Source organism: Streptomyces laculatispora (assembly GCF_017353455.1).
Classification (GTDB): Bacteria; Actinomycetota; Actinomycetes; order Streptomycetales; family Streptomycetaceae; genus Streptomyces; species Streptomyces laculatispora.
In genome coordinates this window covers 1-12,882 of the sequence record NZ_JAFMPZ010000111.1, presented here as the reverse complement: position 1 = coordinate 12,882, position 12,882 = coordinate 1, and the positions used below count along the sequence as shown (strand labels likewise).

8 protein-coding genes, 2 pseudogenes and 1 riboswitch are annotated in these 12,882 nt (G+C 73.3%); of the genes and pseudogenes, 5 read left to right on the top strand and 5 right to left on the bottom strand.

Annotated elements, in window-relative coordinates; translation table 11 throughout:
* Positions 1-20: 20 nt before the first annotated feature.
* Positions 21-3,617, bottom strand: coding sequence for a cobaltochelatase subunit CobN (gene cobN / locus J1C73_RS06635; RefSeq protein ID WP_207315506.1), 3,597 nt, complete (start codon positions 3,615-3,617; stop codon positions 21-23).
* 91 nt (positions 3,618-3,708) lie between these two features.
* Positions 3,709-3,808: riboswitch (cobalamin riboswitch) on the bottom strand.
* An 80-nt stretch (positions 3,809-3,888) separates the two neighbouring features.
* On the opposite strand from cobN, the gene cobG reads away from it, so the two are divergent.
* From cobG to J1C73_RS06620, 3 genes are all read left to right on the top strand, one after another.
* A complete protein-coding gene (gene cobG, locus J1C73_RS06630; RefSeq protein ID WP_207315505.1) occupies positions 3,889-5,208 on the top strand; it encodes a precorrin-3B synthase in 1,320 nt (439 codons plus the stop codon).
* A gap of 86 nt (positions 5,209-5,294) precedes the next feature.
* The gene (locus tag J1C73_RS06625; RefSeq protein ID WP_207315504.1) at positions 5,295-5,921 is read left to right on the top strand and encodes a precorrin-8X methylmutase; all 627 of its coding nucleotides are present in this window, start codon (positions 5,295-5,297) and stop codon (positions 5,919-5,921) included.
* The gene (locus tag J1C73_RS06620; protein WP_207315503.1) at positions 5,918-7,429 is read left to right on the top strand and encodes a precorrin-2 C(20)-methyltransferase; all 1,512 of its coding nucleotides are present in this window, start codon (positions 5,918-5,920) and stop codon (positions 7,427-7,429) included. Before J1C73_RS06625 ends, J1C73_RS06620 begins: the two co-directional genes overlap by 4 nt.
* Before the next feature lie 18 nt (positions 7,430-7,447).
* Here the strand turns inward: J1C73_RS06620 and J1C73_RS06615 are convergent, their stop codons facing one another.
* The gene (locus tag J1C73_RS06615) at positions 7,448-8,203 is read right to left on the bottom strand and encodes a cobalt-precorrin-6A reductase (RefSeq protein WP_207315502.1); all 756 of its coding nucleotides are present in this window, start codon (positions 8,201-8,203) and stop codon (positions 7,448-7,450) included.
* An 11-nt stretch (positions 8,204-8,214) separates the two neighbouring features.
* On the opposite strand from J1C73_RS06615, the gene J1C73_RS06610 reads away from it, so the two are divergent.
* The gene (locus tag J1C73_RS06610) at positions 8,215-9,330 is read left to right on the top strand and encodes a cobalt-precorrin-5B (C(1))-methyltransferase (protein ID WP_207315501.1); all 1,116 of its coding nucleotides are present in this window, start codon (positions 8,215-8,217) and stop codon (positions 9,328-9,330) included.
* 29 nt (positions 9,331-9,359) lie between these two features.
* Here the strand turns inward: J1C73_RS06610 and cobM are convergent, their stop codons facing one another.
* Together cobM and cbiE are read right to left on the bottom strand one after the other, a co-directional pair.
* Positions 9,360-10,109, bottom strand: coding sequence for a precorrin-4 C(11)-methyltransferase (gene cobM, locus J1C73_RS06605; protein ID WP_207315500.1), 750 nt, complete (start codon positions 10,107-10,109; stop codon positions 9,360-9,362).
* Entirely contained in the window at positions 10,106-11,368 is a 1,263-nt protein-coding gene (gene cbiE / locus J1C73_RS06600; protein ID WP_307797617.1) for a precorrin-6y C5,15-methyltransferase (decarboxylating) subunit CbiE, read from the bottom strand. Before cbiE ends, cobM begins: the two co-directional genes overlap by 4 nt.
* Before the next feature lie 177 nt (positions 11,369-11,545).
* Here cbiE and tsaD point away from each other — a divergent pair.
* A pseudogene (gene tsaD / locus J1C73_RS06595) lies at positions 11,546-12,611 on the top strand (tRNA (adenosine(37)-N6)-threonylcarbamoyltransferase complex transferase subunit TsaD).
* Positions 12,612-12,644: 33 nt separating this feature from the next.
* On the opposite strand, the pseudogene J1C73_RS06590 reads toward tsaD, so the two are convergent.
* Positions 12,645-12,882: pseudogene (locus tag J1C73_RS06590) on the bottom strand (phytanoyl-CoA dioxygenase); the annotation flags it as partial.

Here is a 12,882-nt window from a genome sequence, read left to right as displayed (position 1 = left end):
CCGGCCGCGCGGCCGGTAGTTCAGTCCTCGCCCTCCAGGTCACCTTCCGACTCCAGGAAGACCTGCCGCAGGGCGGCCAGGACCGCCGGGTCGGGCTTCTCCCACATGCCGCGGGACTCGGCCTCCAGGAGGCGTTCCGCGATGCCGTGGAGGGCCCAGGGGTTGGCCCGCTGGAGGAACTCGCGGTTGGCCGGGTCCAGGACGTAGGTCTCGGTGAGCTTGTCGTACATCCAGTCGGCGACCACCCCCGTCGTGGCGTCGTAGCCGAAGAGGTAGTCGACGGTGGCGGCCAGCTCGAAGGCGCCCTTGTAACCGTGGCGGCGCATCGCCTCGATCCATTTGGGGTTGACGACCCGGGCGCGGAAGACGCGCGAGGTCTCCTCGACCAGGGTGCGGGTCCGGACGGTCTCCGGCCGCGTGGAGTCGCCGATGTACGCCTCCGGGGCACTGCCCTTGAGCGCGCGCACCGTGGCGACCATGCCGCCGTGGTACTGGAAGTAGTCGTCCGAGTCGGCGATGTCGTGCTCGCGGGTGTCGGTGTTCTTGGCCGCGACCTCGATGCGCTTGTACGCCGTTTCCATCTCCTCGCGGGCCGGTCGCCCGTCGAGTTCGCGGCCATAGGCGTAACCGCCCCAGACGGTGTAGACCTCGGCGAGGTCGGCGTCCGTGCGCCAGTCCCGGGAGTCGATGAGCTGGAGCAGGCCGGCGCCGTAGGTACCGGGGCGGGACCCGAAGATACGGGTGGTGGCGCGGCGTTCGTCGCCGTGGGCGGCCAGGTCCGCCTGGGTGTGGGCGCGTACGTAGTTCTGCTCGGCGGGTTCGTCCAGCGAGGCCGCGAGGCGGACCGCGTCGTCGAGGAGGCCGATGGTGTGCGGGAACGCGTCGCGGAAGAAGCCGCTGATGCGGAGGGTGACGTCGATGCGCGGGCGGCCGAGTTCGGCCGCCTCGATCGCCTCCAGACCCGTGACGCGGCGCGACGCGTCGTCCCAGACCGGGCGGACGCCCAGCAGGGCGAAGGCTTCCGCGACATCGTCGCCCGCGGTACGCATCGCGCTCGTGCCCCACAGGGACAGGCCGACCGAGGTGGGCCAGTCGCCGTTGTCGGCGCGGTAGCGGTCCAGGAGGGAGTCGGCCAGTGCCTGCCCGGTCTCCCAGGCGAGGCGGGAGGGCACCGCCTTGGGGTCGACGGAGTAGAAGTTGCGGCCGGTCGGCAGGACGTTGACCAGGCCCCGGAGCGGGGAGCCGGAGGGGCCGGCGGGGACGAAGCCACCGTTCAGCGCGTGCACGGTGTGGTCGAGTTCGTCGGTGGTGGCCGCCAGCCGCGGCACGACCTCGCGGGCGGCGAATTCGAGGATGTCGGCGACGGACCGCGGGTGCCCGGCCGCGACCCCGGCAACGGCGTCCGGCGCCCAGTCCGCGTCCTCCATCGCCTGGACCAGGGCGCGGGCCTGCTCCTCGACCTCGTCGGCGGTGGTGCGGGTGGCCGCGGACTCGTCGAGGCCGAGTGCCTCGCGCAGGCCGGGCAGGGACGTGGTGCCACCCCAGATCTGGCGGGCGCGCAGGATCGCCAGGACGAGGTTGACACGGTCGGCGCCACCGGGCGCGCCACCCAGGACGTGCAGGCCGTCGCGGATCTGCGCGTCCTTGATCTCACAGAGCCAGCCGTCGAGATGCATGATGAACTCGTCGAAGCCCTCGTCCTCGGGGCGGTCTTCGAGCCCCAGGTCGTGGTCGAGCTTCGCGGCCTGGATCAAGGTCCAGATCTGGGCGCGGATGGCCGGGAGCTTCGCCGGGTCCATCGCCGCGATCTGGGCGTGCTCGTCGAGGAGCTGTTCCAGCCGGGCGATGTCGCCGTAGCTCTCGGCGCGGGCCATCGGCGGTACGAGGTGGTCCACCAGGGTGGCGTGGACGCGGCGCTTGGCCTGGGTCCCCTCGCCCGGGTCGTTGACCAGGAAGGGGTAGACGAGGGGGAGATCGCCGAGGGCCGCGTCGGGACCGCACGAGGCCGACAGGCCGGCGTTCTTTCCGGGCAGCCATTCCAGGTTGCCGTGCTTGCCGAGGTGGATCATCGCGTCGGCGCCGAAGCCGTTGTCCTCGGCGGAGGCGGCGATCCAGCGATAGGCGGCCAGGTAGTGGTGCGAGGGCGGCAGGTCGGGGTCGTGGTAGATGGCGATGGGGTTCTCGCCGAAGCCGCGCGGCGGCTGGATGAGGATGAGCAGATTGCCCCGGCGCAGGGCGGCCAGGACGATGTCGCCCTCGGGGTTGCGCGAGCGGTCCAGGAACATCTCGCCCGGGGCCGGGCCCCAGTGCTGCTCGACGGCCTCGCGGAGTCCGGCCGGCAGCTTCGCGTACCAGCGGCGGTAGTCGGCCGCCGGGATCCGGACCGGATTGCGGGCGAGCTGCTCCTCCGTGAGCCACTCCTGGTCGTGGCCACCGGCCTCGATCAGCGCGTAGATCAGCTCGTCGCCGTCGCCGGAGGCGAGGCCCGGCACCTCCTCGTCACCGAAGTCGTATCCCTCGGTGCGGAGCCGGCGCAGCAGGGCGACGGCGCTCGCGGGGGTGTCGAGTCCGACCGCGTTGCCGATCCGGGAGTGCTTGGTCGGGTAGGCGGAGAGCACCAGCGCGAGGCGCTTGTCGACGTTCGGGATGTGGCGAAGCCGCGCGTGGCGCACGGCGATCCCGGCGACCCGGGCGGCGCGCTCGGTATCGGCGACGTACGCCGGGAGGCCGTCCTCGTCGATCTCCTTGAAGGAGAACGGCACGGTGATCAGGCGGCCGTCGAACTCGGGGACCGCGATCTGGCTCGCGGCGTCCAGCGGCGAGACGCCCTCGTCGTTGTCCTCCCAGTCGGTCCGCGAACCGGTGAGGCAGAGCGCCTGGAGGATGGGCACGTCGAGGCCGGTGAGGGCGCCCGCGTCCCAGGACTCGTCGTCACCGCCGGCCGAGGCCTCGGCGGGCCGGGTACCGCCCGCCGCGAGAACGGTGGTCACGATCGCGTCGGCGGCGCCCAGGGCATCGATGAGCTCCGGCTCGGGTGTGCGCAGTGAGGCGACGAAGAGCGGCAGTGCGCGGGCGCCCGCGTCCTCGACGGCGCGGCACAGGGCCTCGATGAACGCGGTGTTGCCGCTCATGTGGTGGGCGCGGTAGTAGAGCACCGCGATGGTGGGGCCGTCCAGCTCGCGGGACGTGCGTTCCAGGGGGCCCCAGGAGGGCGCCGGGGCGGGCGGTTCGAAGCCGTGGCCGGTGAGCAGGACGGTGTCGGACAGGAAGCGGGCGAGCTGCTCCAGGTTGGCGGGGCCGCCGTGTGCGAGGTACGCGTGGGCCTCGGCGGCGATGCCGATCGGGACGGTGGAGGCGGCCATCAGCTGGGCGTCGGGGGCCTGTTCACCGGTGAGGACGACGACGGGGCGCCCAGTGGCGAGGACGCGGTCGAGGCCGTCCTGCCAGGCGCGGACGCCGCCGAGAAGGCGTACGACGACCAGGTCGGTGCCGTCCAGGAGCTGGGGAAGGTCCTGGAGCGGGAGCCGGGAGGGGTTCGCGTAGCGGTAGGCGACCGGGCCGTTGGAGGCGCGGGCGCTGAGCAGGTCGGTGTCTGACGTCGACAGGAGCAGGATCATGCGGCGTCTGGCCTTCCTCGGGGTATCCACGCCCCGGGCGGTGTCGGAATGGGACTCCCCTGCTCGAACGGGTTCGAGCGTTCGGGGAAGGGAGTTCCTGACTCACCCGGCCGGTGGGGCCGGGATCACAGTGGCGGGACCGCGCCGGAATCGCACCGGGCTTCCTCCCCTGTCGCCGTCTGTGGCGACGACGGGCCGGATGGCCCGTCGCTAGGCATAGTAAGGGGCGCTCAAGAACTGGGAGGCATACGTATCTGATGAGATGGTCGGTATGCTCGCCGCCATGCCCCCGCCAGCCACTTTGCCCGCGCCCACAGGAGACACGTCTCCCCGTGACCGTGGTGACGCCTGCCCCGGGACGCTGCGGCTGCACCAGGCGGACGACGGTGCGCTGGCCCGCGTCCGGATCCCCGGTGGCGTACTGACCACGGCGCAGGCCGACGTGCTGCGGGAGTTGGCAGATCGCCTGGGCGATGGTGAGCTGCATCTCACTTCACGCGGCAATGTACAGCTGCGCGGTCTGCGGCCGGACTGCGGCAGCGAACTGAGCTCCCGCATGGGTGAGTCGGGGCTGCTGCCCTCCGGGCGCCACGAGCGCGTCCGCAACATCGTGGCGTCCCCGCTCTCCGGGCTCGACGGCCGGGGAGAGCGGGACATCCGCCCCTGGCTGTCCGCGTTGGACGAGCTGTTGTGCGCGAGCGACACGGCGGCCGGTCTGTCCGGCCGGTTTCTGTTCGCGCTCGACGACGGCCGCGGCGATGTGGACCGGCTCGGCGCCGATGTGGCCCTGATGGCGCGGCGGGACGGGGAGGCGGCTCTGCGGATCGGCCCGGCCGAATCCGTTCTGCGCATCCCTGGCGCAAGCGCTCCGCGGGCCGCGCTCATCGCCGCCGAGACCTTCCTGGACATGGCGCGCGGCTCCGGCGCCTGGCGGGTGACGGATCTGCACGCGGACGGCACGATCCTCCGGGACCGGCTGTCCGGGCGGTTGCGACAGGCCGGAATCCGCTCCGCGTGTACCGCCGGACCCGTGCGCCCGCCGGAATCCGCTGCGCCTGCTCCCGGCATCGTGAACGGCCCGCACGATACGGTCGCGCTGTCCGCCGGCGTTCCCCTGGGACGCATCGGCGCAGCGCAGTGGCAGGCGCTGACGAGCACCGCCCGGCACCGGGGCGGTGGCGAACTGAGGCTGACCCCTTGGCGCGGCGTCGTCGTACCAGGACTGGAGCGGGCGCAGGCCCCAGCGGCGCTGGACCGCCTGGGGGCCGCCGGCCTGATCATCGGGCCCCACTCACCCTGGACCGGGGTGGGGGCCTGCATCGGGCGTCCCGGCTGCGCCAAGTCCCTGGCCGATGTCCGGGCCGATGCGACAGCGGCCCTGGGGCCCGTGGGGGCGCTGCCGGTGTACTGGTCGGGGTGCGAACGCCGGTGCGGTCATCCGCGGGGCGAATGGGTCGACGTCGTCGCCACCCCGGATGGATACCGGGTCTCCCTGGTGCGCGGCGACGAACGGCGCGCACCGCTGGCCGTCCCCGACAGCCCGTCCGCGCTCGCCGCCGCCGTGACGGCGGCCCGGGGCGGCCTCGGCTGACAGCGCCCTGCCCGGCACCACGACGCCTGACCGTTCCACGCCCCATTCACACCCTTTCCACGCCCGATGAAGAGAGCGACAGCACTGTGCACCAGTACGAGAAGGACGGACCGGCCATCTATCGCCAGTCCTTCGCCACGATCCGCGCGGAGGCCGATCTGTCGGGACTGCCCGCCGATGTGAGCCAGGTGGCGGTCCGGATGATCCACGCCTGCGGCATGGTCGACCTCGTACGCGATCTGGCCTTCACCCCGGACGTGGTGACCCGTGCCCGTGAAGCCCTGCGGGCCGGCGCGCCCATCCTGTGCGACGTGGCCATGGTCGCCAGCGGTGTCACCCGCAGGCGGCTGCCCGCCGGCAACGAGGTCGTGTGCACCCTGTCCGACCCCGCGGTCCCGGGTCTCGCGGCGGAGCTGGGCACCACTCGCAGCGCGGCCGCCCTGGAGCTGTGGCGCGACCGGCTGGACGGCGCGGTCGTCGCCGTCGGCAACGCGCCCACCGCGCTGTTCCGGCTGCTCGAACTGATCGAGGAGGGCGCACCGCGGCCCGCCGCCGTCATCGGGGTGCCCGTCGGCTTCATCGGCGCCGCCGAGTCCAAGGACGCCCTGGCCGCGCACCCGTCCGGGCTCGATCATCTGATCGTGCGCGGCCGGCGCGGCGGCAGTGCCATCGCGGCCGCCGCCCTGAACGCGATCGCCAGCGAGGAGGAGTGAGCGTGAGCGAGCAGAAGAACGGCCGGCTGTACGGAGTCGGGCTCGGACCCGGCGATCCGGCCCTGATGACCGTACGAGCCGTGCAAGTCATCGCTGAAGCCGATGTCGTCGCCTATCACAGCGCACGGCACGGACGGTCGATCGCCCGGTCCATCGCGGCCGGGCACATCCGCTCCGACCACCTCGAAGAGGCGCTGGTCTACCCCGTCACGACGGAGACCACCGACCATCCGGGCGGCTACCGGGGCGCGATGGACGACTTCTACACCGAGGCGGCAGCCCGCCTGGCGGTCCACCTCGACGCGGGGCGCACGGTCGCTGTGCTCGCCGAGGGCGACCCGCTCTTCTACGGCTCCTACATGCACATGCACAAGCGGCTCGCCGACCGCTACCCCACCGAGGTGATCCCCGGGGTCACCTCGGTCAGTGCTGCGGCCGCCCGGCTCGGCACCCCGCTCGCCGAGGGCGAGGAGGTGCTGACGATCCTGCCCGGAACCCTGCCGGAGGAGGAGCTCACCGCTCGTCTGGCTTCCACGGACGCCGCGGTGGTGATGAAACTGGGCCGCACGTTCCCCGCTGTGCGCCGGGCCTTCGACGCGTCGGGGCGGCTGCCCGAGGCGCACTACGTCGAGCGCGCCACGATGGCCGGGGAGCGTACGGGCGACCTGGCCGGGATCGATCCCGGCTCCGTGCCGTACTTCGCGGTCGCGGTGCTGCCCAGCAGGATCGACGCGCCACGTCCCGAGGGCACTGCGGACGGCGGCGAGGTCGTGGTGGTCGGCACCGGCCCCGCCGGACCGCTGTGGCTCACTCCCGAGACCCGCGGGGCGCTGGCCGCCGCCGACGACCTGGTCGGCTACATCACCTACCTGGACCGGGTGCCGGTCCGCCCGGGACAGTCGCGGCACGGCTCCGACAACAAGGCCGAGTCGGAGCGCGCCGAATTCGCCCTGGACCTGGCGCGCCGCGGACGGCGCGTGGCTGTGGTGTCCGGCGGCGACCCCGGCGTCTTCGCCATGGCGACGGCCGTCCTGGAGGTGGCCTCCCAGGAGCGGTACGCGGACGTGCCGGTGCGGGTCCTGCCGGGCGTGACGGCAGCCAACGCGGCCGCCGCCCGGGTGGGGGCACCGCTGGGCCACGACTACGCCACGATCTCGCTCTCGGACCGGCTCAAGCCGTGGGAGGTCATCGCGGAGCGGTTGCGGGCCGCGGCCTCGGCGGACCTGGTGCTCGCGCTGTACAACCCCGGTTCACGCAGCCGGACCTGGCAGGTCGGCAAGGCGCGCGAGCTGCTCCTGGAGCACCGCTCACCGGACACGCCCGTGGTCCTCGGCCGGGACGTCGGCGGACCGGCCGAGAGCGTACGCACCGTACGTCTGGCCGATCTCGACCCGGCCGAGGTCGACATGCGCACGATCCTGATCGTCGGTTCCTCGCAGACGCGCTGGGTGCGGCGCGGTGACGGGCAGCAGATCGTCTGGACGCCACGCCGCTACCCGGAGGGCTGAGTCCGCGGCGGCCTCCGGCTACGGCCCGCAGCCGACGTGCCCGCGCAGCCAGGCGAGGGCCAGCGCGGGGGTGGCGGCCACCGCCACTGACCCGGGAACCGGTGGGCGGCGCACCACGATCACCGGGATCCGTGCCTCGCGGGCCGCGGCGAGCTTGGGGGCGGTGGCGGCGCCGCCGCTGTCCTTCGTGACGAGAACATCGATACGGTGACGGCGGATCAGCTCACGCTCCCCTTCGAGAGCGAACGGGCCCCGGTCGAGCAGGACCTCCATCCGGGCCGGGTACGGGGGCTCCGGCGCGTCCACCGACCGCATCAGGAACCACAGCTCGTCCAGCCCGGCGAAGGCGGCCAGCCCCATGCGCCCGGTGGTGAGGAACACGCGCTGCCCGCGCGCGGGCAGCGCCCGTGCCGCCTCGTCCAGGGAACCCACCGGATGCCAGTCGTCGCCCTCGCCGGGCACCCAGCCGGGGCGGCGCAGCGCCAGCAGGGGAACATGGGCAGCCGCAGCGGCTGTCGCCGCGTTGAAACTGATCGTCCCGGCGAAAGGATGGGTGGCGTCGATGAGCGCGTCCACCTGGTGCGTACGCAACCAAGCGGCAAGTCCGTCGGCGCCGCCGAAACCGCCGATGCGCACCTCGCCCGGGGGAAGCCTCGGGCCGGCCACCCGTCCGGCGAGCGAGCTGGTCACCTTGGCCCCGCCGGGAAGCTCCGCCACCAGGAGCCCGGCGAGGCGACGGGCCTCCGCGGTCCCGCCGAGTACGAGTACGTGCATCGAGTCCATCCATGGGTGAGGCGAAGGGCGGGCGCAGCGCCCAACTCAAACACACCGGTCTGCGGCCCGGCTGGACGACCGGTGCCTGCGCGACCGCGGCAGCCACGGCCGCGTACACGGCCCTGCTGACCGGGGACTTCCCCGACCCGGTCACCATCACCCTCCCCCGGGGCCAGACCCCGGCCTTCGCCCTGTCGGTGGAGGAGCTGGCCGGGGGGCGGGCGACAGCCGGCGTGGTCAAGGACGCCGGGGACGACCCGGACGTCACCCACGGCGCTCTCGTACGGGTCACCGTCCGAAGGCTGCCGACGGGCTCGGGAGTGGTGTTCAGGGCAGGGCCCGGCGTGGGCACGGTCACCCTGCCCGGCCTGCCGCTCGACGTGGGCGAGCCCGCCATCAACCCCGTGCCCCGCCAGATGATCCGCGAGCACCTCGCACGGGTCGCCGCGGCACATCGGGGTTCAGGGGATGTCGAGGTCACCGTCTCCGTCGACCACGGCGAGGAGATCGCCCGCTCGACCTGGAACCCGCGGCTGGGCATCCTGGGTGGCCTGTCGATCCTGGGCACGACCGGCGTCGTGGTGCCGTACTCCTGCTCGGCGTGGATCGACTCGATCCGCCGGGGCGTGGACGTGGCCCGCGCCGCGGGACACCGCCATGTGGCGGGCTGCACCGGCTCCACCTCGGAGAAGACGGTCGTGGCCGAGTACGGGCTGCCCGAGATCGCCCTGCTGGACATGGGCGACTTCGCGGGCGCGGTACTGAAGTACGTACGCCGTCATCCGGTGGAACGGCTGACCGTCTGCGGCGGGTTCGCCAAGCTGTCGAAGCTCGCCGCCGGCCACCTCGACCTGCACTCGGCCCGTTCCCAGGTCGACAAGCCCTTCCTGGCCCAACTGGCCCGGCGGGGCGGCGCGGACGAAGCCCTGGCCGCCGAGGTGGCGGCCGCGAACACGGGCCTCGCCGCGCTCCAGGCGTGCCAGGCACGGAACGTCCCGCTCGGGGACCTGGTGGCCGTCGCCGCCCGGGACGAGGCGCTGACCGTGCTGCGCGGGGCGCCGGTCGCCGTCGACGTCATCTGCATCGACCGGGCGGGCACGGTCGTCGGGCGCAGCGGCGTCCGCTGACCGGCCGCCCCGCCGACCTGACGGCTGCGTCAGCAGGGGTGCCGGTCACGACCCGGCGAGTAGAGGTGGCTGTCGCGGAACTGATCGGCGCCGAGCGTGCGGCCGACCATGATGACGGCGGTACGGATCACGCCCGCCGCCTTCACCTGCTCGGCGATGCCGTCTAGGGGGCCGCGCAGGATGAGCTCGTCGGGACGGGAGGCCAGCGCGACGACCGCGGCCGGGCAGTCGGCCCCGTAGTGCGGCAGCAGCTCCTCGACGACCCGGTCCACGTACTTGGCGGCGAGGTGCAGGACGATCAGGGCCCCGCTGCGGCCCAGTGTCGCCAGGTCCTCGCCCTCGGGCATCGCCGTGGCGCGGTTGGCCACCCGGGTGAGGATGACGGTCTGGCCGACCGTGGGCACGGTCAGCTCCCGCTTGAGTGCCGCCGCGGCGGCCGCGAACGCGGGCACGCCCGGAATCACTTCATAGGGCACGGCCGCCTCGTCGAGGCGCCGCATCTGCTCGTTGACCGCGCTGAACACCGAGGGGTCGCCCGAGTGCAGCCGCGCCACGTCGTGCCCCGCCTCGTGCGCGCCGGTCAGCTCGGCCGTGATCTGGTCGATGTCGAGCTGCGCGGTATCGACCAGTCGGGCGTCCGGGGGGCATTCGGCCAGGAGTTCGGCGGGCACCAGGCTGCCCGCGTACAGGCACACCCCACAGGAGGCGAGCGTGCGCGCGCCACGCACGGTGATCAGGTCGGCCGCACCCGGACCCGCGCCGATGAAGTACACGGTCATCTGTTGTCTCCTGAGTGTTCTGCGCGGGCTTGCGCTGAGAATCCCGCGGTCGGGCCGACCGAGGGCTTGCGTACCGACCACTGGGTGACCGGCATCGCCTGCCGCCAGCCGGTGAATCCGCCGACGGGCACGGCGTGCGCGACGGCGAGACGGACCAGGTCACCGCCACGGCGGCGGTACTGCTCGGTGAGCAGCGCCTCGGACTCCAGCGTGACGGTGTTGGCGACCAGGCGGCCGCCGGCCGGCATCGCTTCCCAGCAGGCGTCGAGAAGGCCGGGCACGGTCAGCCCGCCACCGATGAACACGGCGTCGGGCGTGGGCAGTTCGGCCAGGCTGTCGGGGGCTCCGCCGGTGATCACCCGCAGTCCGGGGACACCGAGGTGTTCGGCGTTGCGCGTGATGCGCTCCGCCCGCACGGGGTCGCGCTCCACGGTGATCGCCCGGCACGAGGGGTGGGCGCGCATCCACTCGATCGCCACGGACCCCGAGCCACCGCCGACGTCCCACAGCAGCTCGCCCGGGGCCGGTGCGAGCACGCCGAGGGTCGCGGCCCGGATGTGGCGCTTGGTGAGCTGGCCGTCGTGTTCGTACGCCTCGTCGGGCAGACCGGGGACGGCGCCGAGGTGCGCGGCGCCGGGGGCGCGGCGGCATTCGACCGCGATGACGTTCAGCGGGTCGCCGGGCGGGTGCGCCCAGGTGTCGGCGGTGCCGTCGGTCCACGCCTCGTTCGCCCCACCGAGCTGCTCCAGGACACGGAGCGGGCTCGGTCCGAAGCCGTGGTCACGCAGCAGCGCGGCGACCACGGCGGGAGTGGTGGCGTCCGCGCTGAGGATCAGCAGCCGGCGGCCGTTGTGCAGGGCGGCCGCGAGCCGGGCCGCGGGCCGGCCGACCAGGGTGATGACCTCGGTGTCCTCAAGGGGCCAGCCGACGCGGGCGCAGGCGTAGGACACGGACGACGGGTGCGGCAGGACACGCAGCCCATCGGCGCCGAGCACTTCGGTGAGGGCCCGGCCGATGCCGTAGAACATCGGGTCGCCGCTGGCCAGTACGGCGATCCTGTTCCCCGCGTGCGCGGCGAGCAGGACGGGAACCGCGGGTCGCAGCGGCGAGGGCCATGCCACACGCCGTCCCGCGCACTTTGGCGGGAGCAGGCCCAGTTGGCGCTCACCGCCGATCAGGACCTGCGCGTCCATGAGTTCCGAGCGGGCCGCGTCAGGCAGTCCGGACCACCCGTCGGCTCCGATTCCCACCACGCTCACTGCAGGTGGAACGGGGTGTGCGGGGGGTTCGGGAGTCACGGACGATACCTCGGTGCTCGGGGGCTGGCGCACCCGAACTCTACTGTCCGGCATCGGCCGGACACCGGCCAGGTGGAGCTCCCCGTACCCTTATTGCACATAACCTGCAATTAACTAACCTACGCAGGAGAGCGGGACGTGAAATCTCCACTGGTGCTGGGCATCGAGTCCTCGTGCGACGAAACCGGCGCGGGTCTCGTACGCGACGGGCGACTGCTCGGGCACGCGGTCGCGTCGAGCATGGACGAGCACGCGCGATTCGGCGGAGTGGTCCCGGAGATCGCCGCGCGGGCGCACGTGCACTCCTTCACGCCCGTCGTGCGGGAGGCGCTGGACCGGGCCGGGCTGCGGACGGCGGACATCGGGGCAGTGGCCGTGACCACCGGACCCGGCCTTTCCGGCGCGCTCCAGGTGGGCCTGGCCGGTGCGAAGACCCTGGCGTTCTCGCTGGGGGTGCCGCTGTACGGGGTGCATCACCTGGCCGGTCACGTCGCCGCCGACACCCTGGAGCACGGGCCGCTGCCCGATCCCTGCATGGTGCTGATCGTCTCGGGCGGCCACACCTCGCTGCTGCTCGTACGCGATCTGGCGCGGGACCCGATCGTGCACCTGGGCGACACCATCGACGACGCGGCGGGCGAGTGCTTCGACAAGGTGGCCCGGGTGTTCGGGCTGCCGTATCCGGGCGGTCCGGCCATCGACCGCGTCGCGAGGGAGGGCAATCCGCGCGCCGTGGCGTTCCCGCGGCCGCTGACCGGGCCGCGGGACTCGCGCTACGACTTCTCCTTCTCCGGCCTGAAGACCTCTGCCGCACGCTGGGCCGAGCAGCACCGGCTGCGCGGCGGGGAACCGCCGCTGGAGGACGGGGCGGCCTCGCTGCAGGAGGCCGTGGCCGACGTACTGACGCGCAAGGCGGTCGCCGCCTGCCGCGAGCACGGGGTGGGCACGCTGGTCGTGGTCGGTGGTGGCTGCCAACTCCCGGGTACGGGCGCTCGCCGAGGAACGCTGCCGGGCCGCCGGAGTCACGCTGCGGGTGCCGCCGCTGAAGCTGTGCACCGACAACGGCGCGATGATCGCGGCGGTCGGTGACCTCCTGGTCCGCGCGGGAGCCGAACCCGCCCCGCTGGACATGTCCATCGACCCGTCCGCACCCCTGGAGTACGCCGCCCTGCATCCCGTCGCCCGTGCCGCCGGGGCCGCGTGATGCGACGCAGCACCACCGGGCGGTGAAGCACGCCTACCCGGCGCCGCAATCGGTGCCGTCCCCGTCCGGGCCGGGGGTGTCCTGGCCCAGGCCCCGGCGGATCGCGATCTCCACGGGTGAGTACGCGCCGTCGGCCCGCTCCAGTTCGTACGGCGCGGCCGGCATCAGCGGCGGCTGGGCCATGAAGCGCGGCCGCACCCCGTGGTGCGGTTGCGCCGCGTGCACCAGGAACGGATGGCACAGGAAGACATCGCCCGGGGACCCGGTGGCG